At 39.0% G+C, this 26,208-nt stretch carries 23 protein-coding genes, 1 tRNA gene and 2 pseudogenes; 6 read left to right on the forward strand and 20 right to left on the reverse strand.

Features of this window, described 5'->3' with window-relative positions:
• Positions 1–235: 235 nt before the first annotated feature.
• The 7 genes from AC2JF8_RS08970 to AC2JF8_RS09000 form a co-directional block, all read right to left on the reverse strand.
• Positions 236–1,702: a glycoside hydrolase family 1 protein gene (locus tag AC2JF8_RS08970; protein WP_500762753.1), complete on the reverse strand. Its 1,467-nt coding sequence runs from the start codon at positions 1,700–1,702 to the stop codon at positions 236–238.
• Positions 1,703–1,706: 4 nt separating this feature from the next.
• Positions 1,707–2,678 carry an ROK family protein gene (locus AC2JF8_RS08975; RefSeq protein ID WP_500762754.1) on the reverse strand — a complete coding sequence of 324 codons (972 nt, stop codon included), beginning with the start codon at positions 2,676–2,678 and terminating at the stop codon, positions 1,707–1,709.
• Positions 2,639–4,207 (reverse strand): alpha-L-rhamnosidase-related protein, encoded by a 1,569-nt coding sequence (locus AC2JF8_RS08980; protein ID WP_500762755.1) that lies wholly within the window; start codon positions 4,205–4,207, stop codon positions 2,639–2,641. Before AC2JF8_RS08980 ends, AC2JF8_RS08975 begins: the two co-directional genes overlap by 40 nt.
• 19 nt (positions 4,208–4,226) lie before the next feature.
• Positions 4,227–5,405, reverse strand: coding sequence for an MFS transporter (locus tag AC2JF8_RS08985; RefSeq protein ID WP_500762756.1), 1,179 nt, complete (start codon positions 5,403–5,405; stop codon positions 4,227–4,229).
• 258 nt (positions 5,406–5,663) lie between these two features.
• The gene (gene aroD / locus AC2JF8_RS08990) at positions 5,664–6,422 is read right to left on the reverse strand and encodes a type I 3-dehydroquinate dehydratase (protein WP_500762757.1); all 759 of its coding nucleotides are present in this window, start codon (positions 6,420–6,422) and stop codon (positions 5,664–5,666) included.
• A gap of 12 nt (positions 6,423–6,434) precedes the next feature.
• Positions 6,435–7,640, reverse strand: a complete 1,206-nt coding sequence (locus AC2JF8_RS08995; protein WP_500762758.1) for an MFS transporter — start codon at positions 7,638–7,640, stop codon at positions 6,435–6,437.
• Between the two features lie 72 nt (positions 7,641–7,712).
• Complete coding sequence (locus AC2JF8_RS09000; RefSeq protein WP_500762759.1) at positions 7,713–8,627, reverse strand: shikimate dehydrogenase; 915 nt, start codon at positions 8,625–8,627, stop codon at positions 7,713–7,715.
• 139 nt (positions 8,628–8,766) lie between these two features.
• On the opposite strand from AC2JF8_RS09000, the gene AC2JF8_RS09005 reads away from it, so the two are divergent.
• Positions 8,767–9,681, forward strand: a complete 915-nt coding sequence (locus AC2JF8_RS09005; RefSeq protein ID WP_500762760.1) for a LysR family transcriptional regulator — start codon at positions 8,767–8,769, stop codon at positions 9,679–9,681.
• 92 nt (positions 9,682–9,773) lie between these two features.
• Here AC2JF8_RS09005 and AC2JF8_RS09010 read toward each other — a convergent pair whose 3' ends face one another.
• The 3 genes from AC2JF8_RS09010 to AC2JF8_RS09020 all read right to left on the reverse strand — a co-directional run bounded on the left by AC2JF8_RS09010 (position 9,774) and on the right by AC2JF8_RS09020 (position 13,791).
• Entirely contained in the window at positions 9,774–11,489 is a 1,716-nt protein-coding gene (locus AC2JF8_RS09010) for an FAD-dependent oxidoreductase (protein ID WP_500762761.1), read from the reverse strand.
• A 319-nt stretch (positions 11,490–11,808) separates the two neighbouring features.
• Positions 11,809–12,558, reverse strand: a complete 750-nt coding sequence (locus AC2JF8_RS09015; RefSeq protein ID WP_500762773.1) for an alpha/beta hydrolase — start codon at positions 12,556–12,558, stop codon at positions 11,809–11,811.
• Between the two features lie 48 nt (positions 12,559–12,606).
• Positions 12,607–13,791: an MFS transporter gene (locus AC2JF8_RS09020; RefSeq protein WP_500762762.1), complete on the reverse strand. Its 1,185-nt coding sequence runs from the start codon at positions 13,789–13,791 to the stop codon at positions 12,607–12,609.
• A gap of 176 nt (positions 13,792–13,967) precedes the next feature.
• Here AC2JF8_RS09020 and AC2JF8_RS09025 point away from each other — a divergent pair, with 176 nt between their 5' ends.
• Both AC2JF8_RS09025 and AC2JF8_RS09030 read left to right on the forward strand, forming a co-directional pair.
• Positions 13,968–14,717: an alpha/beta hydrolase gene (locus AC2JF8_RS09025; RefSeq protein WP_500762763.1), complete on the forward strand. Its 750-nt coding sequence runs from the start codon at positions 13,968–13,970 to the stop codon at positions 14,715–14,717.
• An 86-nt stretch (positions 14,718–14,803) separates the two neighbouring features.
• Positions 14,804–15,628 carry a triphosphoribosyl-dephospho-CoA synthase gene (locus AC2JF8_RS09030; RefSeq protein ID WP_500762774.1) on the forward strand — a complete coding sequence of 275 codons (825 nt, stop codon included), beginning with the start codon at positions 14,804–14,806 and terminating at the stop codon, positions 15,626–15,628.
• Between the two features lie 135 nt (positions 15,629–15,763).
• On the opposite strand, the gene coaA is transcribed toward AC2JF8_RS09030, so the two are convergent.
• The 9 genes from coaA to AC2JF8_RS09075 all read right to left on the reverse strand — a co-directional run bounded on the left by coaA (position 15,764) and on the right by AC2JF8_RS09075 (position 23,728).
• Positions 15,764–16,672: a type I pantothenate kinase gene (gene coaA / locus AC2JF8_RS09035; RefSeq protein WP_500762764.1), complete on the reverse strand. Its 909-nt coding sequence runs from the start codon at positions 16,670–16,672 to the stop codon at positions 15,764–15,766.
• Between the two features lie 2 nt (positions 16,673–16,674).
• Positions 16,675–17,286, reverse strand: coding sequence for an ECF transporter S component (locus AC2JF8_RS09040; RefSeq protein ID WP_500762765.1), 612 nt, complete (start codon positions 17,284–17,286; stop codon positions 16,675–16,677).
• A 15-nt stretch (positions 17,287–17,301) separates the two neighbouring features.
• A complete protein-coding gene (gene coaD / locus AC2JF8_RS09045) occupies positions 17,302–17,784 on the reverse strand; it encodes a pantetheine-phosphate adenylyltransferase (RefSeq protein ID WP_500762775.1) in 483 nt (160 codons plus the stop codon).
• Positions 17,784–18,578 (reverse strand): alpha/beta fold hydrolase, encoded by a 795-nt coding sequence (locus AC2JF8_RS09050; RefSeq protein WP_500762766.1) that lies wholly within the window; start codon positions 18,576–18,578, stop codon positions 17,784–17,786. Before AC2JF8_RS09050 ends, coaD begins: the two co-directional genes overlap by 1 nt.
• Before the next feature lie 13 nt (positions 18,579–18,591).
• Entirely contained in the window at positions 18,592–19,536 is a 945-nt protein-coding gene (locus AC2JF8_RS09055; RefSeq protein ID WP_500762767.1) for a LysR family transcriptional regulator, read from the reverse strand.
• A gap of 93 nt (positions 19,537–19,629) precedes the next feature.
• Positions 19,630–21,201: an acyl CoA:acetate/3-ketoacid CoA transferase gene (locus AC2JF8_RS09060; RefSeq protein ID WP_500762768.1), complete on the reverse strand. Its 1,572-nt coding sequence runs from the start codon at positions 21,199–21,201 to the stop codon at positions 19,630–19,632.
• 282 nt (positions 21,202–21,483) lie between these two features.
• Complete coding sequence (locus tag AC2JF8_RS09065; protein ID WP_500762769.1) at positions 21,484–21,900, reverse strand: MaoC family dehydratase; 417 nt, start codon at positions 21,898–21,900, stop codon at positions 21,484–21,486.
• 20 nt (positions 21,901–21,920) lie between these two features.
• Complete coding sequence (locus AC2JF8_RS09070) at positions 21,921–22,859, reverse strand: nitronate monooxygenase (protein WP_500762770.1); 939 nt, start codon at positions 22,857–22,859, stop codon at positions 21,921–21,923.
• A 74-nt stretch (positions 22,860–22,933) separates the two neighbouring features.
• Positions 22,934–23,728 carry an enoyl-CoA hydratase-related protein gene (locus AC2JF8_RS09075; protein ID WP_500762771.1) on the reverse strand — a complete coding sequence of 265 codons (795 nt, stop codon included), beginning with the start codon at positions 23,726–23,728 and terminating at the stop codon, positions 22,934–22,936.
• Between the two features lie 381 nt (positions 23,729–24,109).
• Between AC2JF8_RS09075 and AC2JF8_RS09080 the strand changes: the two genes are divergently transcribed.
• From AC2JF8_RS09080 to AC2JF8_RS09090, 3 genes and pseudogenes are all read left to right on the forward strand, one after another.
• Complete coding sequence (locus tag AC2JF8_RS09080; RefSeq protein ID WP_500762772.1) at positions 24,110–24,865, forward strand: MIP/aquaporin family protein; 756 nt, start codon at positions 24,110–24,112, stop codon at positions 24,863–24,865.
• Between the two features lie 261 nt (positions 24,866–25,126).
• Positions 25,127–25,420, forward strand: a pseudogene (locus tag AC2JF8_RS09085) (IS3 family transposase); the annotation flags it as partial.
• A 472-nt stretch (positions 25,421–25,892) separates the two neighbouring features.
• Positions 25,893–26,063 (forward strand): annotated as a pseudogene (locus AC2JF8_RS09090) (transposase); the annotation flags it as partial.
• Positions 26,064–26,101: 38 nt separating this feature from the next.
• Here the strand turns inward: AC2JF8_RS09090 and AC2JF8_RS09095 are convergent.
• Positions 26,102–26,174: transfer RNA gene (locus AC2JF8_RS09095), tRNA-Asn, on the reverse strand.
• Positions 26,175–26,208 lie beyond the last annotated feature (34 nt).

Genomic DNA, 26,208 nt, shown 5'->3' on the forward strand with positions numbered 1-26,208 from the left:
TGGCTAATGGCATGAACCAGGTGGTCCTGGGGAATAACAAAATCTAAATTGAGTACTAAAGCAGTTTGGCCTGTGGTATAATTTTGGTACATTGAAATTGGTCTCCGATCTATTTGAGTTTGGTAAACAAATAATATCAGGGCCAAGACAAAATGTATACGAAAAAAGGCGTTGAGTTCAACGTCTTTTTTTGTTGGTCCGGGAAATAGTTTTTTCCCAGACTCTTTTTTATAAGTTAATATTCTAACCCCTCTACTGATAAGTTTTTCCCATTGCTTTCAATTACTCTTTTATACCAAAAAAAGGACTTTTTTCTTAATCTCTTGCATGAGCCACTCCCATCATCTTGAAGATCAACATATATAAGGCCATATCTTTTGCTCATCTGTCCTGTTGAAGAACTAATTAAATCAATACAGCCCCACGGGGTATAACCGATAACTTTAGCTCCATCAGCAATGGCACCGCCGATTGCTTCAAGATGTTTTTTTAGATAGTCTATTCTATAATCATCGTAAATTTTGTTTTTACTAGTTAGTTCATCTTCAGCGCCTAACCCATTTTCTACAACAAACAATGGTTTCTGGTACCGGTCATAAAGCTTATCAAGTATTATACGTAAGCCTATTGGATCAATTTGCCATCCCCACTGAGAGGCAATTAAAAAAGGATTTTTAACACTATGCGTCAAATTACCAGGAACAGTTTCTCGATCATTAACCACATCAATTGTATTTGACTGATAATAGCTCAACGAAATATAATCCACAGTACCCATAGCTATCTCATCAAGTTCTGAATTCGTCCAATTAATATCTTGTTCAGTTAATCCGTGTTCTTTTAAAAGACGATGTGTATACGTTGGATATATTCCACGAACTTGAACATCTGAACAGAAGAAATTAAATTCTTGTTCTCTATGAAAGCTAGCTAATTGATTTTTAGGATTACAATCGTAAGAATAATTTGCTGTAGATAAAATCATGCAACCCATTTTTATTTCAGAATTAATTCTATGAGCATACTTGACTACTCTTGCACTAGCTAAAAATTGATTGTGCCACGCCTGAAAAATATTTTTATAATCTTTAGACCCAGTCCTAGGTACCAATCCCTGAGATAAGACAGGGAAATGTAATGCCGAATTAATTTCATTAAAGGTAATAAAATATTTTACTTTAGTTGAATATCTATGTAAAATTGTTTTTGCAAATTTTTCAAAGTATTTAATCAGCTTTTTATTAGCCCAACTATCATACTTTTTTATTAAATATAGTGGTATTTCGTAGTGTGAAAGCGTAATCACTGGTTCGATTTTGTTCTTTAGACATTCATTAATTACGTTATCGTAAAATTTTAGTCCATTACCATTAGGTACATCTTCAATACCTTTAGGAAATATCCTACTCCAAGAAATCGAAAAACGATAACACTTAAAGCCCATTTCGGCAAAAAGTCTAATATCTTCTTTATATCTATGATAATGATCTATGCCAAAATGATTGGGGTAGTTATACTTCTTTTTATTAATTTTCCAATCGAAATTATCACTTCCAAGTATTTCTAACCTGTCTTTACCACCTGGCATTGCATCAATTGTCGAAGGCTCTCGACCGCCTTCTAAGTATGCACCCTCTATTTGACAAGCTGCAGTTGCTCCACCCCAAAGGAAATTATCTGGAAATTTGTTGACTTGCATCATAAAATTATCTTTCTGTATACTTTGTTTGTTTATTTAAAAAATTATATAATCCGCCATATAAATTTGCATCACTTAAAAAAGAAGTAGCTACAATTTCTGGCAATTCAATATTTTTTTCAATCTTAGGAGAATGGTTAATTCCAGTAACAAATTCTTTTTTTATTTGCTTGAGCAAAATTTGTTGATTGCTGATTCCACCACCAATTGCCACTCTTTGCAAATCTATCACACTGTGAATGTTTAATATTGTTGTTGCAATAGCTGCACAATATCTATTAAATATAGGCATTATTCTTTTATCCTTTTTATTTAAAGCATCAAATACTTTTCCACCATCATGGTTGTTAGGATTACCCATTTTTCTTGAACACTCTTCAATCATATTTATTGATGAACACAAACGCCCAACCATATTTGTTTGATCAATTTGATTTGCTAAAGTAATAAAGCTTATTTCTCCAGCCTGATTATGAAAACCCCGTAATATTTTCCCATTTGCAATTATTCCACCTCCTACACCAGTACCCAAAACAAGTACAGCTCCATTATTCACGTTGTACATACTTCCACGCCACATTTCAGCAAGAGTTGCAGATCGGCCATCATTTTCTACTTCTACGGGAATATCATATTTATCTTGAAAAGCATGTTTAAAATTAAATTGATCAAGATAGTGTAAAGAACCTCCATGATAAACTGTTCCAGATTTAGAATTCACTTTTCCAGGGACACTAATAGCTATTCCCTTAATACAATATAAATATGGCTCTATAATACCTTCAAGTTTTTCTATTAAATCTGAAACATTACTACATGGTGTGCTTGTATAGTTCTTATCAACTAATTCTCCAGATTTATTAAACAATCCGAACTTAATATTTGTACCGCCTATATCTATACTAAGGTATTTATACATACTATACTCACCATTCTTTTTTACTTTACATACTTTTTTAACAAATAAATTGGTGTACAACTCCAAGCATGGCAATAACTATTAATTGCTAAGTTATTATATGGCGAAAAATTAATATCATCAGGTTTATAGGCTTCCCAAAAAGTGTCCGCACCCAATTTAAGCATGCCGCCCCAATATTCTTTAATTAATTGAACAGCTAATTTTAAATTATTTGATTCAAAAAGAGCGGCAGCGATATGATGGTACATATACGGAGTTGTGATATCTTTAAATGGATAAAACTTTTTCATACTTTGCTGCATGAGAGAATGATTTTCTCCATCGGATAAAACATGAGCTAATACCATCCAAACTTGAGTAGCTATATTAGCTTCCCGTTGTTTCCCACTAACAAAAAATTTGCTTCTTTTATCATAAAAATGAGTAACAACTGAAGCTTGAATCTTCTTTAGTTGTTGAGAATACTTTGTTACATCTTCATTAATTATTTTTCCTAAGTAAACAAATTGCTTAAGGGCATAAATTAAAATAGCTGTTGCGCATGTTGATTTATCAAAATCGTTTCCTGAATCAATATATACAGGCCAATCTGATCTTAGTTCTACCACATCTATATTATTTAAATAGAGCAAAGCTTGATTTATTTCTCGTTTTGCAGCGGGAAACAAATCATTTATGGTTTCTTTATCATGATATTGTTGATAATAATCATACATTGTCGAAATAAAAAATAATCCATAATCATATAAAAACGTATCATCTGGAATAGGATTAGAATTAGTAAATAAATTGCTTGTAATTCGCCCACTACTAGTTGGTAAAGCTCCAAATAAGTATAAACATCGCTTAACCAAGTTTTGATTATTAAACGACGCATAGTTTGCCAGAGCTTGAAGACGTAAGTCTCCTAACCACAGCCTCCTATCTCTTTTTGGACCATCCTCAAATACATCTTGCATACAATCTTGAAGAGTTTTTGCACTAACCTCAATTATTCTATCTAATAAACTATCACCAGTTTTGAAAAGCTTTATATTAGATAAGGACACGGCACTCTTTGCTTCAAACTTCGGATTGTGAAATACAACTTTCCATTTAGGTGAAGTGTCAACAACCTCTAATTTAACGTATCTACAAGAATATCTTCTTTTTAGTTTTAGAATAGTTGGCAATTTATCAATATGCATATACTCTTCTTGTAACCAAGATTTGCTCAGGACTCCACGATAAGGTTCCCTTATTTTAACTAATTCAACGGGTTGTTCTGCAAATACTAAATGCAAAAATAATGGAGCATCCATAGGTGAACCTATCGAAGAAATTTCTACACTAAAATAGCCCACATGGTGATCACCAAAATCCAAAATAATTGAATCATCTCGTCCATAGCCAAACTTGCTAAGCTGTTGAATTTTTTTTGAAGAAGACTTGACTGTTATTCCACTTATTCCTTTGCCTGTAACCACTTCAACCATATCCTTAGGTTCCACAGTCTCAGTTAATAACGGTGTTTGAACAGCTTTTGCTTTTTCAAGTAAATCTTCATTTCTTTCAAAATCTATTTTTTTACCCATTTGAAAATGCATAATTATTTCCTCCAAAATACTACCTTGTAGCTTTTGTGCTCCTAAAAGAAACTACTATAGTAAATATTGCTAATACGATTAAAATAATTCCGGCATTAATAATAGCTAATTTGCCTGTTCTACCGATAAAACTTCCTGCATATGGTGAAATAAATGAGCCAAAATTAGAGCCGACTAATGCTAGAGAAGTATAAAATGGTGCATTTTGTGGTAAAGCCTTTTCACTTATTCGATTAAAAATATACGGTGTTACATTAGAAGCTGCAAAGCCGGTGACTATATTTAATAAATAAATCATTCCCATTTCTTTAGAAAGACCTATCATTATAAAGCCGAACCCAACAAAAACAAGGCCTAATGGTAATAAATACTTCTTTAAATGCTTATACAAATAGCCAAAACTCATTCCGCCCAACAAACCGGCAAGATTATGAATACTCCATGCAGTAGCTGATTGAGAAGCCGTACCTATTTTATTTTGGACTAAAAAGGTCGGTAATTTAACAGAAAGAATCATAAAATTAACCATTGCCATAAACATCAGAACCATAAGCATAATCAGTAGTGGCTTAGAATTTTGAATATGCGCAACTCTTTTATCATTTTCTTTAGTTAAATTTTGTTCCTCAATATAGCCTTCTTTTTCTGGACTTGGAACAAACATAATAAACAGAATAGCAGCAGGTATAAACAGCAAATATACTAAGTAAGAAGCATGCCAACTAATTTTTAACAGTTGACCTGCCCAATATGTCATAAGAGATGTACCAACACCAGCTACAGCTGACCGCCAGCCCATTAATTTAGCTCGCTCATCACCTTGAAAAAAGGTACCAATCAAACTAATTGCAAGAGGATTGGCCAAACCAATACCTATACCAAGAACTGCTCGAGAAATTAATATTATAATATATGAATTTGAAAATGCTGGAACTATTGAACTTATAGCTGCTATTACTAATCCCAACAGAGCTGTTTGCTTTTGTCCAATTTTTTTGACAATTACTCCACTTACAAGAACAAAAACTGTTACAAACATTGAAACAATGGTTGTTAGCATTTCAACATTAGTCAAGGAAACATTGTCAAAAGTCTTGGCCATACCTGGAATAGTTGCTGTTATAACACTGGCCGCTTGTTCAACGATATTTAAAAATAACAATGCAACAATTAACATTATTTTTCTTATTTTATTCATTATCTTTCTCCTTTCAAAATACCTGATCTTTGTAAACTTAGATTAAATAGATAATATTGTTTCAATCGTTATTTATAAAATATTGATGTTTTACTTAACACAATTTAATATAACCATACTTTTCGTCTAAAATTATAAAATCTAACACTTTATTTTTTACAGAATATAAAAATATATAACTAGCACCAGGTTAAGATAAAACTATTTTCTACTATAAAAGCACAGAGAATATCTCACCCTGTGCTTTTATTTCAATAATTAATGTATCTCTAAGTAGTTTTCTGCATTACGCAGGTCTTCGATTGACAATTGTCCCGGAGCTGATGTCTTGCCCACCGCGCCAAAAGACAGACTCGAGCCAAACACCTGGCCGGCAACCCGCGTTACCTTGCCGAGGTCGCCCATTGCCATCGTAATCAGCGGGTTGGGCAGCTTAGCGCATGTTTCACTTGTCGCTTCAAGCAGTGTCAGCACATCACTCGCCGTGTGCGGCATGCACGCAAGCTTGGGAACATCCGCCCCAAGCGCTGCCATTTTTTCCAGGCGAAACTCAATTACGTCTTTAGCCGGAACCTTCTCGAAATCGTGGTTGCTCATGATCACGACAACATTGTAATTGTGGGCCAATTCAACGAGTGCCTTGACCCGCTTTTCATCATGAAAGAGTTCAATGTCAACAGCATCGCCCAGGCGGTTTGCGATAACGGTTTGCAGTAGATCCAGGTAGTCGTCTTCAGACAATTCCAGCACGCCGCCTTCGTTTTTGGTCCTGAACGTGACCAAGATTGGCAATTCACCCACAACTTCGCGTAGCTTCTTGGCAGCGGCAATCAACTCATCAGTGTCGGCAATACCGGCTTGATAATAGTCTATCCGCCATTCCATTAAGTCGGGGTCGGCAGCAGCAATACTTTTAGCAGAGGAGATAATTTCCGCTTCAGTCGTTCCGACGTTTGGGACGGCAATCTTGGGCATGCCCGTTCCTAAAACAATATTTCTAATTTTTACAGTAGACATTTTGCGTCCCCTTTATTTACTTAGTTTGCCAAATAACTTCTTGTAGCGAATTGCAATAAGAAGCGTATCAATAAAGCCAATTAAGGCAATAATAACGTCTAGCAGCATGACGTTCTTCATATTGCCAATCCAACCGATAAGGAGTGGAATGGTGAATGAAGCAATCGACCCTGCAGTATAGAAAAATCCTGTAACCGTACCTTTACCTGCTGGGAAGAATTCAGCCATGACAGTTAAGGCTAACTGCATTACCCCACCAGCAGCAAAGAAACCAACAAGCAAGGCAAGGATCCCCATCAAAGCAGCATTAGTTGGGAACATCCACATTAATAAGATAGAGATAAAAGCTCCTAGTGTATAAATTGGAACGAATTGAATCTCACTAAATTTTCTACCCAAAGTCGCAGTTAGTAAAACACAGATAATAGATCCAAGTGAATACCATGAGACCAATGAGTGTGCCGCACCTTGGGCCATACCGCCCACTTGTTGACCATACTGAGTTAACATCTGACTAACTAGATAAAATGTTGCTTGAGAAATATAACCATAAATAATGAACAGGGTGCCATCAATCCACAAATTGCTCTTAACGTTAGTATCTTCTTGTGCTTCAGCTTCCTTGGCCTTTTCTTCATCGGCCTTAGCCACCTCTTTAGAATCCGGAAAAGCGCCGCCAAACAAGAAGTACAAGAAAGTAATTACCAAGATTGCTGAAGGAATAATGAACGACCATCCGTACCACATGTGTGCAGCAGCTAATCCACTAACAATAAACGGTAAAAGGAACTGTCCTGCTGAAATAAATGCTTTCAAGACAACATTCGAAGTACCCTTTGAATTAGGATAAATTTCCATCAGACCAGGATAAGTCCCCGTATCTAAGAAGGAGTTAGCCATTCCGGCTAAAATGCCCAAAACATATGCAACAACCGTATTGGGTGAAAACAAGATCCCTACAAAAAAGATAAAGTAGGCAATAATTCCTAATTGAACAAATGGTTTACGGCCAAACTTATCGGATAAAATACCCGAAATTAATAAGTTGATAATTCTCCCAATTCCCAAGGCTGAAACCACAGCCAAGGCAGCAGTTTGGGTTGTTCCCCATTGTTTTGCCAAAGCAGCTGCATTTTGTGAAAGGATAATCACTCCCATGCCGTGAACAAAATAGTTAAAATACAGGGCCAGAGCTGTGGGCGTATATTTATTTTTCATGCTTTTCTCCTTTAGAAAAACCTCTTGTCAGTTTTTCCAACAAGAGGTTGTATAAACTTAAACTAAGAATACTTATTTGTTTTCATCAGAAAACATGATCTCGCGAATGTAGTCGGTAGGCATGTCTTGACCGGTCCACAGCTTGAATGAAGCAGCACCCTGCTCAATCATCATGCCGATTCCATCAAAGACATGTTCAACGCCGGCTTCCTGCGCAACCTTCATTAGCTTAGTCGTCCTTGGTGCATAAACCGTGTCAAAAACAACCATATCCTTGTGGAACCATGAAGGGTCAGATACCAGCGTCTTGTCTTCTAGCGGCTTCATGCCAACGCTCGTGGCATCACAGTAAATGTCGCTTTCTGCAATCGATTGCTTGAACGCCTCTTGGTCGGTCAACTCGGTCAGTGACACCTTGCAGTCGGTCTTTTCTTGAATGGTTTTGACGTTCTTTTCAGCCTGAGCCCACTTGTCGTCTTTGAGATTAAAAATTCTGATTTCTTTAACACCATCAAGGGCCGACTGCACGGCGATTGGGGTAGCTGCACCACCGGCACCTGTTAGCGTCATTACTTTGCCTTCAATCGAAATGCCCTCGTCCTTGAGCGACTGAACGAAACCGATGCCATCGGTAGTGTAGCCAGTCAGGACACCATCATCGTTGACGATGGTGTTAACGGCATCACACATTTCCGAAGCCGGGGATAGCTTGTCGAGGTACTTGATGACCTCTTTTTTATTTGGCATCGAAACGTTGGAGCCCCGCATGTCTAGGGTGCGGATTGCATCGACCGCGCCCTTAAGCTTGTCGTTGCCAATTTCAAAGCACAGGTAGGTAAAGTTCAACCCCAGCTTGGCAAAAGCATTGTTGTGCATCGTCGGCGACATTGAGTGGCGAATCGGGTAAGCCATGAGTCCAATCAGGTAAGTGTGCCCGTCTAACCAACCAGTAATAGGACCATTGACACCAGTAATTTTATTAGTCATTGTTTTTCTCCTTTTTCAAAAAAGATTTATTTCACTATCTATGATATCGCTTGCAGAATTAGAATAAATAAAGGCAATTTGCTTTATTAATAAAATTACTTTATGATTTAAGTAATTCCATTAAACATTTGAGGCTTTTATGAATTTACGACACTTAAAATTTTTTGTAGAATTAGCACATACTGAACACATGGCAAAGGCTGCGGAAAATCTAGGCATCTCACAGCCCTCTTTATCCTATGCGATTGATAATATTGAGAATGAAATTGGTGTTCCGCTATTTGAAAAAGAAGGCCGTAATATCAAATTAACCAACTACGGCAAGATTTATCTAAAGTATGTTCAAGAAAGTCTGAACAAGCTTGAACAAGGCTCTGAACATATTGCAGAACTTTTAGATGCCAATCGTGGACATATCAATTTAGGCTTCACTTTTACGTTAGGACAAGATTTAATTCCTCGTCTGGTGCACGCATTTAAGAAACAGACAGCTAATAAAGAGATTCAATTTTCTTTCAAGCAAGACACCACTGAAAATCTGGTTGCCAGTCTGCTTAATGATGACCTGGATTTAGTCTTTAGCTCTAAACCCAAACAAAAGGTAGAGCAATTATACGTTCACCATTTAGTAGACCAAGGAATGAAAATTGCGGTCCCACTATCTAATCCTCTTGCTAGCCAAGATAGTGTTTACTTAAATGAATTGTCTCCTTATCCATTTATTATGTACTCAGACAAGAGTGGCTTACGGCCGCGAATTAATCAAATCTTTGATACAACCAATTTTCACCCCAAAGTCCAAATGGAAGCTGTTGAAGATCATACCATCATCGGCTTCGTTCATTGGGGGTTTGGGGTGGCTCTTGTTCCTAATCTGCCCCAATTGAACGACAATTTAGTTAAATTGCTGCGGATCAAAAATCAGATTGATAATCACCGAATTTACATGGTAACAAGGAATAATCATTTTTCATCTCCTGTAACTAACAAATTTCAAGACTTTGCCCAGCAATATTGCTATAAAAACTACATTGAGCAAAACAAATTGATTTAAAACAAAAAAAGATTGCTGCATCTCCGTAATCAAACGTAGATGCAGCAATCTTTTTGATGTGGTCACCAACATTAATTATTCGAACTTATAGGCTAACCGTGGTTATAGTTGGCATTATCCGCAGCTGCAGTCCCGGCTACTAAACCCGAAGCATACGACCACGAATTCATCATACTTGGCATAGAGTCATGACCATTAGCTCCCCCAACTATTTCTCCTGCTGCATAGAAATTGGCAACTGCATTAAAATCCTTATCAAGCAGTTGCATTTGATCGGTAGCTTCATACCCACCTAGGGTAGTACAGAACCGCTGCTTCTGTTCAATAATATAAAAAGCATTTCCCTCATAGGCATGTAAATATTGCGGATCACGGTTAAAGTCAGAATCATGACGGCTTTTAACGCTTTCAGCATAATTAGCCATCGTTTTGCTTAAGTTTTTATAATCAATACCAGCTTTGTCTGCGACTGTTTCAAGGTCGCCTTTTACTAATATCGGGCTCTTCTTTCCCTCTAAATTGAAAAAGCCCTGTACTTCTTCCTTTGTAAAACCATATTTCAACAATAATTCATAAAACCGATTCCACATTTTTTGGTCCATGACGATGAATGCAATTTTATCTTTCTGCTTGCCAATCGCATCCCTAAAGTGAGTGTACGGAGCGGACTCATTAACTATTCTATTGCCTTCACGATTAACAAAAATTGCACCCATATCAGCAACTTCTTTAGTTGAATATGTTGTCAACTTAGCAATGCCAGGTTCAACTTCCAGTCCATGAGGGTATATTTTGTACCAATCAAGGTTCCTCGTAACTAAATTCATATTCTTGGCAAAATCAAAATAGTCGCCCGTCGAAGTCATCGGTCCGTAATATGGAATATTGGTCTTGTGTGCCCGGTAGTCTCTGGCTCCAAAACCGCCTGCCGCAAGAACTAATGACTTAAAGTTGACGACAGTTGTTTGGTGTCTGCCTTCTGCTACTAAGGAACTCAACTTGCCGTCAGCATCCTTATTTAGTTCTTCAACTCTAGCATCAAGTAGAATCTTGCCACCTTTATCTTCAAAGGCTTGGGCAACTTTCATCACTAACTCATAGGAGCTTTGCGTTGGCATCTCAATTTGGCGGTTAACAGTATGCTCAACCGTTTGGGTTTCTGCCGTTTGGAAAGTCAAATCAGCAAATTGCGTGATAAAATCAACAGCTTTTCCAATGTTTTGTGCTAGCAGTGTGGAAAGTTCCTTATAGTTAGTACCGCGACATTCACGGGCGATATCCTTTGCCAATAAAGCAGGCGAATCCTTTTTGCTATCAGCACCAAATAATTGGGCCGATACCTTAGAACCAGTCCCGACCACGTTTGATCCATTTAATGCAGTGGCACCACCAATATAGCCATTTTTTTCTAAAATAACTACCTTTTTACCCATTGAAAGAGCACGGCACGCAGCCATTAATCCGGCCATTCCCGAGCCAATAACAGCAACGTCAACATTTAAATTTGCTTCTTCATGCTTAGGCTTAGCAATCGGCTTGGTTTGTATGCCATTTTCCTCTAAAGCTTTTTTACCGGATTCAAGCATGGCTTGAGTCATCAATGATGCGCCTGAAACTGCATCAACATCAAAACTTTGATTTTCAATAACGTTGCTCTTTAACTTACCAAAGGCTTGGTTAAAAATTGCTGGTGTTTCTGAATTTTTTGTAACCTCAATATTCTTTATATTGTTATCTTCAAGTTCAATGTTAAAGTCTATTTGACCGTTACGCCCTGCAGCGTGCGTTCTAATGATTTTTTCTGCCATGATTATCCCATCTTTCTCAATATTCATAAATCGCTTACATTATATAAGAAAGAAGCATAAAGAAAAATAAATCTATTTAATAAAATTAATCAGTATATTAAATCAATAAAAATAAGAACCGTCTATTAAACGATTCTCATATGATTCTTTATAAAATCAGCTTGCCCAAAGAGTGTCCTAAAAACGTTAACGGTACAATTGAAACATTGGCGAGAGCCACTCCCCAAAATAACATATCTTTAGCAGAAGCATATTCTTTCTTAGCAATATTACAGCCATGAAAATCATGTTTAGCAAAATGTTTTTATGACTTAAAAATCTATTTCTTTAAAAAATCCAGAATGTATTCATAAACAAGACTACGATTTTCATGCAAGCCATGGTCGCTACCCGGAATCAAATGAAATTCACAGTTATCAAGCACGGCCTGATAGTGCCTAGAACTATAATTATTAACTATTGCATCTTTTTCGCCGTGTAAGGCTAATACCGGTCCATGAAAATTCTGTGCAACATCATAATTATTGATAAACTTGGCAGTTCTAAAGTACCAATCGTTTACTTTAAAATCCTTAAAATCAATTTTGCTAGGAATATTATTGGGATCATAATCTACCCCCATACAGGTTCCGATCTTGGCATCGTCAACTAATGTGGATGCAGATGACATAATGACTAGCTTGTCTACCTTATCAGGATAAAAACCGGCCATCATCGATGATAGAACGCCGCCTTGGGAATGACCAATAAGATAGAGGTGACTCATGCCCGTGAAATTGTCCAAGACATACTGAAGAATAGCGTGGTAGTCTTCAAGTTCATTATAAATAGACATATTATCTAGCGGACCTGTACTGAGGCCGTGACCATTAAAGTCAAAGCGAACAGTGGCCATGCCCTCTTCATGAAGTTTTTCTGCTAAAACGGGAAGCAAATCATTAACCGTGGGATCCATCATTCCCACAAATCCATAAGCTAAAATCGCGACGTCATACTTGTCGCTTGGGGGAAGCGTGATTTTAGCAGCTAAATTCAAGCCATCCCGCTTAATCGTTATATCTTTTTCAATCATGATATATTTCCTTATTTCAAGTTGCTAACTATAATTGCATATAAACTAGTTGCGTGTTTTGCTTTCCTGTATTTTTACAATTAGTCCCAGCGTAGCGCCAATAATACATACAACAATGTTCATAATTAAAATACCCTGTTGACCGTGTGATCCCATATTCTGAACTATGATCGATGCAAAAGTTAAAATGGTAATATTAGCAAGCATAGACATAAAACTAGCGAATGACATAGCAGTTGCCTTCAGCTTAGGATACATCTTGGCAAGCAAAGTTGATGCTAACTGAAATAGGCCCCCAGCAGCAAAGAATCCAATAATTAGACTAACCAGGTATAGTATCCATCCTTGATGAATAATTAATGGCAAAAATAATCCCAACGCACTAACAAGAGGATAAATGGTCAAAATGGTCGATTCTTTTACCCCCTTCTTAACAAGGAAAGAATTAACCAACACTGATACTATAGAAGCAATCGCATAAATTGACTGCAGAACACCCGGCTGTTTAATACCATACTGCATTGCCAATTCTTGATATGTATTCAGCCAGAGAAAGAATACAGCCGTTGCAGTATATCCAATTAAGACTAAGGCGACAGCTCCAAGAGTTACATGTTGCCTTGATTTGTGTTGACCTTTTTTTAGAGCTTCCTTTACATCCTCACCAGGAGTAGGAAAAGGCAAGAAAATCATTATTATTGTAAGAAGCAAGTAAATTGCTCCTGCTCCTATAAAAACACCCCTGTAGCCAACGCCTGTCGCACTGGCCAGCAAGATAAACAAGGGCAGCAGGAATTGACCGGCACTAATCATAAACTTAGTCATTAAGTTTGCTACAGAAGCATTTTTAGGGAAAATTTCAATTAAAGTTGGTATAGCTCCCGCATTAATAAGAGAATTCCCCAAGCCCCCGCCAATAACTGCCATTATGTAAGCAATTGTAAGATTAGGTGCAAATAACAGACCAAAATAATAAATTGACTGAATGAAATGACCAATTACGGCCGAAAATTTTCGGCCCAATTTATCAGACAAAGGGCCAGTAATTAATGCAGCTATTATTCCTCCAAGACCTGCTGCTCCAATAACATTTAATACGCCCGCCAAGTTAGTATGCCAAAGTTGAGCAAATTCTCCTTTGTATTGAGCTAAAACGGACATGCTGATACCCATCATTATCGTACTGAAATATAATGATACAGATGTTAATTTGTATTTTTTATTAAACATATGACTTTCTCCCCATGTGTTAAAAAATTCACTTGACATTCATACAATAATGAAACCGCTTATCTTTATCAATAAATTTTAATATAAACATTGATAGAAGTAATTTATATATTTGTGCCAAAAACATCAGATTATTTATAATTAAAGTGAAAGACTATTTAGGGGAGAGAATTCATATGTCAGAAAAAAATATTGTTTTTAGACGCGAAACGTTAGCTCTGCAGGGGTTAGTTCATACCCCAAATAAAGAAAAATTTGACCTGGCAATTTTACTGTATGGTTTTGCCGGCCACATGATTAATTCGCCATGCACTCTTCTACCAGAATTGGCACAGAAGCTGTGGTCTCGTGACATTGCTACTCTGCGTTTTGACTTCAGTGGACATGGCAACAGTGACGGCAACATTGAAGACATGAATGTTTTTTCCCAGCTTGAAGACGCTAGTGCAGCTATTGAGTATGCCAAAAACATCCCTGGTGTTAAAAACATTTATTTAGTTGGGCATTCTCAAGGAGCAGTCATTGCTGCTATGATATCTGGATACTATCCAGACATCATTTCAAAAGAAATTCTGATAAATCCAGCTGCTACACTGGTTGACGATGCCAAAATCGGAACGTGCTGGGGCATTGAATACGATTCCACCCATGTCCCAGATAAAATAAAGTTAGCACCATTTACTTTAAAAAGTTTTTATTTTAGAACCGCTAAATTTTTAAACATATACGAAGTTGCGCAGGCGTTTAGCAAGCCCGCACTCGTTCTAGCCGGTTCCAAGGACGAAATTGTTAATAATTACGCTTCTCGCCATTTTCAAGCTATATTGCCTAACAGCGAACTTCACATTTTGCAAGGAGGCAATCATAACATGGATGACGTAAGACAAAAGTTGGACGACTTTGTAATTGCTTTTTTTAAAAAGTAAATACTTTATTGCCCTACTCGCTTGTTGATAGTCTGCATCTTTTAACATTAACTTTTGTACTTTTAAAAAGAGAAAGTTAAAATAGCATTATGACTAATTCAATCACGCAAAATGCGCTAAGAGCGCTTCTATACGAAGTTGTTACCCTGCCCAAGCCGGGCCTAGTTGATCCGGCGAGCCCGGGACCACACCCCGATATGGATGTTTATACTTTTATCGACAGCAGTCTGAGTTTGACCAAATACTTTACCGCGGCAGAAAAAATCGGCCGCAGCTTCACGGGAAGCGACCTGACTGCGATGTTTTTTCAACTGCGGCAAAAAGGCGTTGCGGCAGAGCACGATATGTTCAGCGCAACAAACGGCGTCAACACCCACAAGGGCGCAATTTTTGCCCTGGGGATTTTCGTCTGCGCGGAAAGCTACAGCCAAACCAATGGGACCGAACTCTTTGCCACCATCACCAAAATGTGCAGGGGCTTGGTGGAACACGACCTGGTGCAAAACAACCAGCATAAAACGGCCGGTGAACAAGAATTTCTCAAGTACGGGACCGGTGGTGCACGTGCGCAAGCGGAGCAGGGCTACCCCACCGTCCGCGAAGCTGCGCTTTCTTTTTTGCAAAACAGCACCGGCACCCTGCAGACCCGGCTGCTTGACACGCTAATGAAAATTGCCACGGTAACGGTCGACAGCAACCTCATCAAGCGCGCCGGCAGCTACGATGCAGCTCGGTGGCTGCAAAAACGTGCCACTGAGTACCTGGACCTTGGCGGCTATGCTACCGCCGCTGGCAAAAAATGCTTGCTGCGGCTCAATGAGGAGTGCCTGACCAATAATTACAGCTTGGGCGGCTGTGCGGATTTATTGATCGTAACGATTTTTGTGGGGCTTGAGCGCAATTATCTTTAAAAAAAGAGTCTGGGAAAAACTCTAACCTAACTAAAAAGGCTGACAAGTCACGTCAATAAAACGTTGATTTGTCGGTCTTTTTAAATTGTGAAATTTTTTAATTTAACTTCAAAGAGCACTTTTTTCCAGACTCTTTTAGAAATGTCGTAAGTAAATATTATCAATTTGGTGTCCGTAATTTTTATGCAAAATCACGTTGGCCCTGCTTTTAGTGGGACTAATGTATTCACGCAGGTTCACCAGGTTAACGGTCTGCCACACGCGTTCTGCCATATCAACCGCCTCCGCTTTGGGCCGCTTTGCCCAAGAATAGTAAAAACTAGCCGGGTTGTTTTTATTCATGGCTAGCAGGTGGACAAAGCGCTGTAAAAACCAGGTCCTGATCAGGTTTTCGTCTGCATCAATATAGATTGAAAAATCGAAGAAGTCACTCGTCACCACCACTTCGTTGGGGGGAATCTGGAGGGTGTTTATGCCCTCAATGATCAAGATGTCAGGATTCGTAATTTTGCCGTATTTGCCGGGCACGATGTCCGATAATTCATGCGAATACAACGGATAAAACACTTCTTTTTGACCGCTCGTAACATCGGAAAGAAAATCGGCAAGAAGCTTCATATTATAAGAATCCGGGAAGCCCTTGCTGTCCATCAGCCGCTTCTTTTCCAATTTCCAGTTAGGGTAAAGGAATCCGTCGGTGGTCATGAGCTGAACTTTTTGATGGGGACACGAGCGTTCCAGCAAGATCTTCAGCAGCCTCGAAGTCGTGGATTTGCCAACGGCTACCGGACCGGATACGCCAATGATAAAAGGCCTTTTGTTGTTAGTGCCGGCAAAGTGGCTAATAGATTTTAGCAACATTCTCTTGTTTTGAACAAAGAGGTAGAGGTAGTGCACCAGTGGGGTGTAGATATCGTTGATGTCATCCATGTCAACTACATCGCCAAGCGACAGCAGCTCTTTCAGCTCATCTTTATCAATGCGGCCGCTGCTCTTCACTTCTTGAGCCCACTTGTTCCGTGAAACTTTAGTGAAATTGCTCATTTCTAGGCCCTTTTCATCACGTAGCGCAGTGGCGTGACAATAAGCGGCGTAACTACAGCCGTAAAAATCGCTTCAATTATGCCATTCATCCCCAGCGAAACGATCAGGATTACGATAAGCGACGTCCCCGCACTAAAATTGCCCATGTGTGCAGTCAAAACGGCCGGGTTATTCATAAAAATCAGACTAGTCAAAATGATAACGAGTCCCGTATTAGTTAAGGACGTCACTGCGCCGCTCAGTATACAAGCCAGCCTTTGCATCCCCACCTTTTTGCTCTTAAAGCCAGCCGCAATCAACCCCGGGAAAAAGCCTGCAAAAATACTAGGAACCAGTGATATTACCGGGTTTTGAAACAATAACAGGCTGACCATATCGCCTGGTTGCGTATATGCAACTACTAATCTGGTTAATCCCCAGAATAAACCAAAACCGGCCCCGTACCACGGACCCAGCAAGCTGCCATAAATGGCAACCGTTAACGGAATTGTTGTAATTGCCGGCAGCGCGGGCAGTATTCTGATATAGCCAATATTCGGTACAAAACTTTGCAAAATTAGTATCGCCACAAAAACAGCACTTATTGCTAATTTAGTTGTATATTCTCTTTTCATTATTTCTCCATGAATTTATTTATTCTGATATAAAGCCCGTAAGGCTAAATTAACGTTTTTGGGAACAACTGCAGACAAATCCCCGCCAAAACGTGCTATTTCACGAATCAGACTGGAAGAAATGCAGCACGTCTCAGGACTGGAAAACAGGATAACCGTTTCAACATTCGGATCCAATTTATTATTCATCTGCGCAATCTGCTGCTCATAAATAAAATCCTGTTCATTCCTAATGCCCCTGACAATTACGTTTGTTCCCAACCGCTGCAATAAAGTTACCGTCAATTCATCTTGGACCAACTCAACGTGCACATTTTTCCAGCCGGAGACCGCCTCCTTAGCCATTTCAAACCTTTTGCGCGGTGAGAACAACGTGGCTTTGTGCGTGTTAGTGGCCACAACGACTATTACTTCTTCGAATAGCAGAGAGGCTCTGGCAATTATGGCGAGGTGACCGTTGCTAATCGGATCGAAACTTCCAGGGAAAACTGCTTTCATCATTGCTTGATTCCTAAAAATTCGCCCATCAGGGCATTAAACTCGTCTGGCTGCTCCGCCATTACGTCGTGGCCAGCATCGTCTACTATTTTTACACTGATATGACTGTTTTTCTGCTGCAGTGCGGCCGTATACCCTATTGGAAAATATGGGCTTTTGGCAGAGCTTACCATTAGTGTGGGCATATCCATCCCATAGGCCACGCTGCGCCAGTCTTTTTGCACATGATCCAGCAGCAACGGCAAATTTTTAGCACGATTAAAAGGATACTTTTTCTTGAAGGGAAATAGTTTCTTCCACACGCGACTGTCTATGCCGTTAAGTGTTTCTTTGACGTGTTTATTTTCAATTAAAACTTGCTGAAAATTATCCTTAGTCAATCGTAGCTGACCATTAGTCCAACCGAAATTCCAATCTACATCATTAAGCATTTTAGGTGTTTGATCAACAGCGATTACTTTGTCTACAACTAATTCAGGGTGATATTTTAAAAGTCCCCAAATCAGGCCCACGCCCATCGAGTGACCAATTAAAATAATTGTTTTTAGGTTTAAGTTCTGGATAAGCTGTGCTATTTCATCCGCTAATTCCTTCATTGTGCCTGCAGCCGGACCTATTGTTTTGCCGTGACCGGGCAAGTCAATAGTAATAGTTTGGTATCCACTTTTTACTAGATAATTTACCTGTTCTGACCAAACAACGTGACTCCCACCAAAACCATGACAAAAGATCACTGCCGGTCCAACACCCATAACTTCATAATAAATTTCTTTATTATCAATCTTCATTAACATGTCAATATTCCTTCTAATTATTACCTATTGAAATTTTTTTATACTTGGAAAAATATTTCAAAAACCAATCTTTTGCATAATCAATGGTAGGATTTTCAATCGAATCAACTGTATTGCACAGTGAAATTTTCCACGGAAATGTAGGCTCCATCTCTTTGCTTTTAATACTCTGATCACTATAACTTTGTCCAATCGGTGCAGCTAGAATACCAATCAATTTTGGGTCCTTTTGCACTAAATTCAACACTAAATCCCAAGAAACGGTTTGTAAAAAGTAATTAGGATGTATCCGGTCCCCTCTGAATCTTTTATTCAACTGAAAGGTAACCATAAAGCTGTCTGTTAAGGTAACTATTTTTTCTTTTTCAATTTCTGCAAAGGATACAGCTCTCTCTTCAAGCTGATTAAACCGATGATGTTTGTTAAACCAAACGCGTACACTACTTTCATAAATCGTATTTTCATAAATTCCTTCAATTGTCGCTGGTGAAACAATTACGGCTAAATCAATATCCCCTAAGACTAGTTTACGCTGCAAACTATACGCACCGTCTTCAACTAACTTTAGCTCAATACCGGGGTTGGTATTAATGAAAGAAAGTAGTGCATTGCTGAATACAATTGAATTGATTACTGGGGCAATTCCAATTCTTATAGTCCCGTTTCTTCCTTCTGATAATTGATTCAATTTTTCCATCATCACAACATATTGCTGATAAACCTTCCGTGATTCATTAACAAGCGTCATTCCATAATGGGTTAAACCAACGATTCGACCCTTTTTATGCTTAAAAACCTGTATACCTTTTTTGAATTCAATATCCTTAATTGATTTGCTAATAGCTGGCTGTGAAACATGTAATACTTCTGCACTCTTTGTTAAATTAAAATTATTATCTACAACAGTTAGCAAATATTTAATTTGATTGATATCCAAAATTATTTCCTCTGCTTTCATACATGTTCAAATTGATAAAAAAAGCAGTATTAAATGCAAATTACATCATCCATTTAAAAATACTGCTTAATTATTAACTTAGTTTAAAAGGTCTTAATCATCGTTCTTTATATTCATAATAGGCGCTTGGAAAATTCTTGAATCCATTGTCTTTAAGTCATCGCTGATCAATGGTTTAAATTCCATTTGATCAAGAACATCTCTTTGTAAATCAACACCTGGAGCAATTTCAATTAACTTTAAGCCGGTTGAACATAATTCAAAAACAGCCCGTTCGGTTACATACCAAACTTTTTGCTTGTTCTCATAGGCAACCTTGCCCGAAAATGTTACTTGTTGAACTTGCTTAACAAATTTCTTTACTTTACCTTCTTGAATAATATGTAGTTGGCCATCCTTAATTTCTTCTTTCAGACCCGCTGCAGTAAAGGTACCCGTAAAAATGATTTTAGGAGTATTCTGTGTAATATCCACAAAACCGCCAGTACCGGCAATTTTTGGTCCAAATTTAGATACATTCAAATCGCCATTAGCATCAGCTTCAGCTAAGCCCAAGAAAGTTAGGTCAATGCCGCCTCCGTCATAAAAGTCAAACATATACGGCTCATCAATGATTGATTGAGGCGCAATTGCTGCCCCAAAGTCGCCGCCTCCTAGTGGTGTGCCACCAAACGTTCCTGGCTCAACAGTTGTCATAATATTGCCAGACACGCCTTCTTCCTTTAGTACGAGTGAACAAGTTTCTGGAAACTTACCAATACCAAAATTGACAACCTGATCTGATTTTCGATTGAAAAATAGGGCTGCTCTCCGAGCAATAACCTTCTTACTGTCTAATGGCAGATCTATTGCATCAGCTGCTTTAATAACTGCAGATTTAACAAAATCCGGGTTATACTGTGTATCGGTTGTTTGTCTTGTCATTTCAATATCATTAGTTTCAACGACATAATCAACCAGCACACCCGGAATGCGGACGTCCTTAGGATTCATTGATCCGCTCTTAAGAACACGCTTAACCTGTACAAAAACCTTACCACCATTATTGTGTGCAGCCATTGCAATCGCCGTAGCAACTAAAGTCAACGGTTCATCTTCAAAAGTGATATTACCATCTTCATCAGCAAATGTACCACGTAACAGTGCAACATTCGGCTTAGGAACCTCATAGGCTAAATAATCTTTCCCATGAATATTGATTCTATTTACTAAAGTTGTATTCTTAGCAGCCTCATTTAAACGACCACCGCTAACTTCTGGATCTACAAAAGTACCCAACCCCACATTAGTAATTAAAACTGGTTTATGTGCAGCAGCATCCCGAAAGATTTGTGATAAAACGCCCTGTGGGAAATTAAACGCTTCAAAGTCATTATTGGCTGAGAGTGGTTCGAGTTCCGGTGCTAGTGCCCAGTGTCCACCCACTAGGCGGTGCAAAAACCCTTTTTCAGCAAAATTGTTGGTTCCCCGGTGTTTGCCATCACCGATTCCTGATGCGTGCCAAACCTCCAAGTTGTTAGGATGACCCTCTTTTTTAAACCTTGCCCTCATGCATTCCAAAATTTCTTCTGGAGTGTCACTGCCTAAAAATCCATCGAGCGCAATTACTGCTTTATCTGGAATTAATTCAGCAGCTTTTTTACTACTGATAAATTGTATTGCCATTAGAATATCCTCCTCTAATGAATAACGAGTTTAATTACGAAACAATAAATGAGTTTGAGTTATTGAGAGCAGATTAATAATAAAACAAACAATTTAAATACTTTCATATTCAGAAAACCCTTCAACGTTTTCTGACAAATTAAGGATACCGCTTACAGCCTAATATTGTGAAATACATAATTTTCATTTGTAATATAACCAAAAGTTATGCAAGCTTTCAAAAAGCCCCGTATTATGCACATAACTGCCATAATACGGGGCTTTAAATTTATAAAAATTATTTTATTTCGTAGCCATTGTCTTTGCCTGGCCACTAGTAACTACAACATTATCTTGATTAGTTACAATTGTATCATATACCACAATTGTAAAGCGTGCTTTGGGAATGAACTCCGTAATCGTGCATTTGACCGTTAAGATATCGTTCAAATAGACGGGTTTGGCAAAGCGGAGCGTTTGGTCTAAATAAATACAGCTTTCCTGTCCCGGAATGTGTTCTGCAAGGCAGGTTGAAATGAAGGCCGCCGTGATCATCCCGTGAGCGATGCGGTGCTTAAACTGCGTTTTCTTCGCAAAGTCCTCATCCATATGAACAGGATTATGGTCTCCACTCAGTTCTGCGAACTGTTGCACAACCTCATCCGTAACCTGCTTGGTAAAACTGCCCGACAAGCCAATGCGTAACTTTTCTTCGGCCATGTTATTGCCCTTTAACTATCCTAGAAAATTTCAACGCCCTTTTCAATGACCCTTTGTGCATCATCCATCAGGTCCTTGATGATTTGCGCAGCAGGTTTTGATTCCTTGATTAAGCCGGCAACTTCACCTGACATGAAGAAACTTTCCTTAGGATCATCCTGACGCACGCCCACGTACAAGGCCTTGTTCATTGCTGCGTTGAAGTCATCCCTAGAGACGCCATTTTTCTCCAGTTCCATCAATTTAGCTGCTTCATCATTGGCAATACCACGGGTGGCACCACCCCTGATGCTAGTACCAACAACAGCCGTACCAGTATCGGTTGCTTCAATTACGGCCTTGCGCCAGTTGTCGCCGACAGGGCTCTCCTTGCAGATGGAGAAAATAGTACCACACTGAACGCCTTCAGCACCGGCAACAAAAGCCTCAACGACGCCGCGACCGTCGCCAATACCACCAGCAGCAATTAACGGAATTGAAATCGCATCGGCGATTTGTGGCCACAATACCATGGACGTGGTGTTGCCAATGTGGCCTCCGGCTTCCATGCCTTCAACAATTACGCCATCGACACCCATTTCTTCCATTTTCTTAGCGATTTTAACGTTAGGAATAACGGGCAGAACTTTGATGCCTGCAGCCTTCAGGTCGGGCATGTATGCCTTAGGCGTACCGGCACCGGTAGTAACGATTTTAACGCCTTCTTCAATGATTACCTTGACTACTTCTGGCGTGTTCTTGTCCATCAGCATCAGGTTGACGGCAAATGGCTTGTCCGTTAGCGTTTTTGCCTTCTTAATTTCGGCTCTGACTTGCTCTGGGGTCTTTCCACCAGCAGCGATGATTCCCAAACCACCGCCGTTTGAAACGGCAGCAGCTAAATCTGCGGTAGCAACTTCCTGCATGGCACCTTGAACTACAGGGTACTTAATACCTAACAACTTAGTAACTCGATTCATTTTGTTCTCCTTAAACTTTAAACTTTTACAAATTCGTAAACGAAATTGGGATAAATTTCTACTTCAATAATTATTTATTTGCCGGAAAAGCTAGCTTTTCTCTTTTCTAAGAATGCACTCATTCCTTCAGTTTGATCTTCTGTTGCAAAGGTTTCAGCCCAAATTTGTGATTCCATGTCAATCGCAACGTCTAATGGTAAATCTGCGCCACGATCCACTGAATATTTAGCTAATGCAACGGCCACTGGACCATTCTGCATTACTTGGTTGGCAATGTCATGAGCCTTGTTCATTAATTCATCAGGCTCAACCAATTCATCAAGCAGACCAATCCGGTATGCTTCTTCTGCTGTAATCATCGTTGAAGTAGCAATCATTTCTTTTGCCTTGCCGCGGCCAACCAGACGGGTTAAACGCTGGGTTCCACCGAAGCCGGGAACAATTCCCAAGCCAACTTCTGGCTGACCAAATTTAGCCTTGGTCGAACCAACACGCATGTCGCATGATGAAGCCAGTTCACAACCACCACCAAGTGCAAAGCCATTAACAGCGGCAATGGTAAATTGCGGCAGGTCCTCAATTTCACCAAATGATTTATGTGCCAATTTGGAAAGCTCTAATGCTTCCATTGCGTTCATATCATGCATTTGTGATATATCGGCACCTGCGACGAAGGATCTTTCACCCGCACCGGTAATAATCAGTACCTTGATTTCATCTTGGTGTGCGTGCACCTCGCGCAGTGCATCGCCAATATCCTGCAGGGTGGCTGAATTCAGTGCATTCAATACCTTAGGACGATTAATGGTCAGTGTACCAATTCCATTCTCTGCTTCTAATAAAACATTGTCATAAGTGTTAAAACTCATAGTTTCACATATCCTTTCGAAAATAATAAACTCATTTCTGCTCTCAGTTACCCATTTTCATGTAAGCGAAAACAAAAAGCAAATTGACCAGCAATTTTATCTTTTTAACGAAATTAATCACAAACATTGTTATATTAGTATTTTCAGCTCCTATGAAAAATGGTTATGTTTTTAATAGCAAACGGTAAAGTGACGCTTAATAAAGCCCTAAAATATTTTAAAAAGCCTTTTTTATCAGTGCTTTACATAATCATAACTAAAATTGATAGTTACAATAACTAATATTACTGTTATTACTATGTATTCTTTGGAAGCGCTTGAAATAATGTTATAGTTTTGTTGTATTTGTTACTTTTGTTATTTAGTATTAGGAGGAAAACTATGACAGGAAGTTGGATGACACGCTACCTCGCAGAATTTCTAGGTACAGCAGTCTTTATTGTTTTTGGAAACGGAGCCGTTGCTAACTCATTTTTAAAGAAAACTACGGCGAACGGTAAAAATGGTCAAGCTAACGGAGGCTGGATTTTTATTGCCCTCGGCTTTGGCTTTGGCGTCATGATTCCGGCCATGATGTTTGGGTCAATCTCTGGTAACCACTTAAATCCAGCAATTACGATTGCAAAAGCGGCTGCTGGAGTATTCCCATGGAACCAAGTTGCTCCATATGTATTTGCCCAAATGTTAGGTGCTATTTTAGGTCAACTGCTAGTTGTTGCTATTTACTGGCCGTATTTTAGAGAAAGTACAAATAGTGAGGAACAAATATTTGCATGTTTTGCAACTGGTGAAACATTAAATAATAAACTAAATGGTTTTATTTCAGAATGTATTGGAACAGCAATTCTAGTTTTTACGGCAACTGGTATTTACAGTGGCGTATTTTTCAAGCAATCTGTTGATATTGCTAATCTAGGAGTTGGTTTTATCATCATGGCACTAGTTATTGCAGATGGTGGTCCAACTGGTCCTGCTTTAAATCCAGCAAGAGATTTAGGCCCTCGTATTGTTCATGCTATTTTACCTATTCCAAATAAGGGTTCCTCAAATTGGGACTACAGTTGGATTCCGGTAGTCGCACCAACCTTGGGTGCTCTAGTTGGAATCTTTGTTTATCAAATTTGCTTTGGTCTTTAATTTAAATACTTTAATAATTATATAAGATTAGCAAATAAAATTAACCCTCTAGATTTGAAGTGTTCCATAATAGTTAAACCTATTAGGAGCACTTTTTTCATGACTAAATAAGTAAGTGAATACAAAATCGCAATTATTAGTAAATACTTATCTCACCAAACCTCTCTAGCTAAACTAGAGCGCGAATACGGTATTGATCATAACGAGATTAGAGTCTGGGCGGGCCTGGCGCAGCACCCGGTACTGAATGGTTTGGCCTTTCATACGGACCAGGGCTGGCAGTATTAGCACCCGCAACTTCAAGCTTGGCTAAAAGACCACGTCATCGATCAGTCCATGTCGCGCAAGGGCAACTCGCTGGACAACGGCTTGATGGAAGACTTCTTTGGCATCTTAAAGCGGGAAATGTTCTCTGGCTTTGAACAGACCATCAAGAATTTAACGGCACTGGAAGAAGCAATCAGAAAATACATTGACTATTACAACAGCAAAAGGATCAAAAGCAAACTGAAAGAACTAACTCCGATTGAATATCGAGCGTTAGTCCTCAGCTAAAATTTATTAAACTGTCCTAATTTTGGGGTTCACATCAATATCTAGCAACAGGTTTCTTATAGAGCCGATTTTTCTGCATAATAAAAGAAGCCCTAAGTCCTCTTGCCATAAAATCTATTAACTCTACTCCTCAGAGCTATTTAGGAGTTTACTGATGACCTCTCACTTTAATTGGATTAAACTTTTGCTCAAGATTAAAGACCCAAACCTCGAATTTACTAATTTGGTCCAAAAAACAATTAGCGGCATTGCGACTAACGTAGCCTACTGCACTCTTAAATTGACTGCCTGTCCTTACTTCCACTCGCTTCACGTCTGGCACAATGGTCATGCCCGCGTTAAGGTTAGATACCTAAGCAGCGCTGCCAGTTAGCCCGTACTGCTTAAGCTGGCCAAAGAGCGTATTATCTGCCAGGACTGCGGGAAAACTTTTAAGGACAATCTGCAAGACCTACTTAACCCAGCTAAGTACAAAGAGTTTAATGGCTGCCTGGAAGGAGTAACCGTAAAATCAAGCAGATTGAGCACACCGCCTATGGCTACCGCAGCTTCAGTCACCTGATGGCCCGGTATCAGGCTAGAAGAACCAAAAGCCGTAATCAAAGAAAGAGCATCAATATCTATCAACAGGTTTATCATATAGACGCAAAAAGAGGACCCTTCCAGGTCCTCTTTTTCTTGCTCCGGCTGTCAGACTCGAACTGACGACATCTTGATTAACAGTCAAGCGCTCTACCAACTGAGCTAAGCCGGAATATTAAAAAAGCACGGCAGCGTCCTACCCTCGC

The sequence above is a fragment of the Lactobacillus sp. CA30L genome (assembly GCF_059900845.1).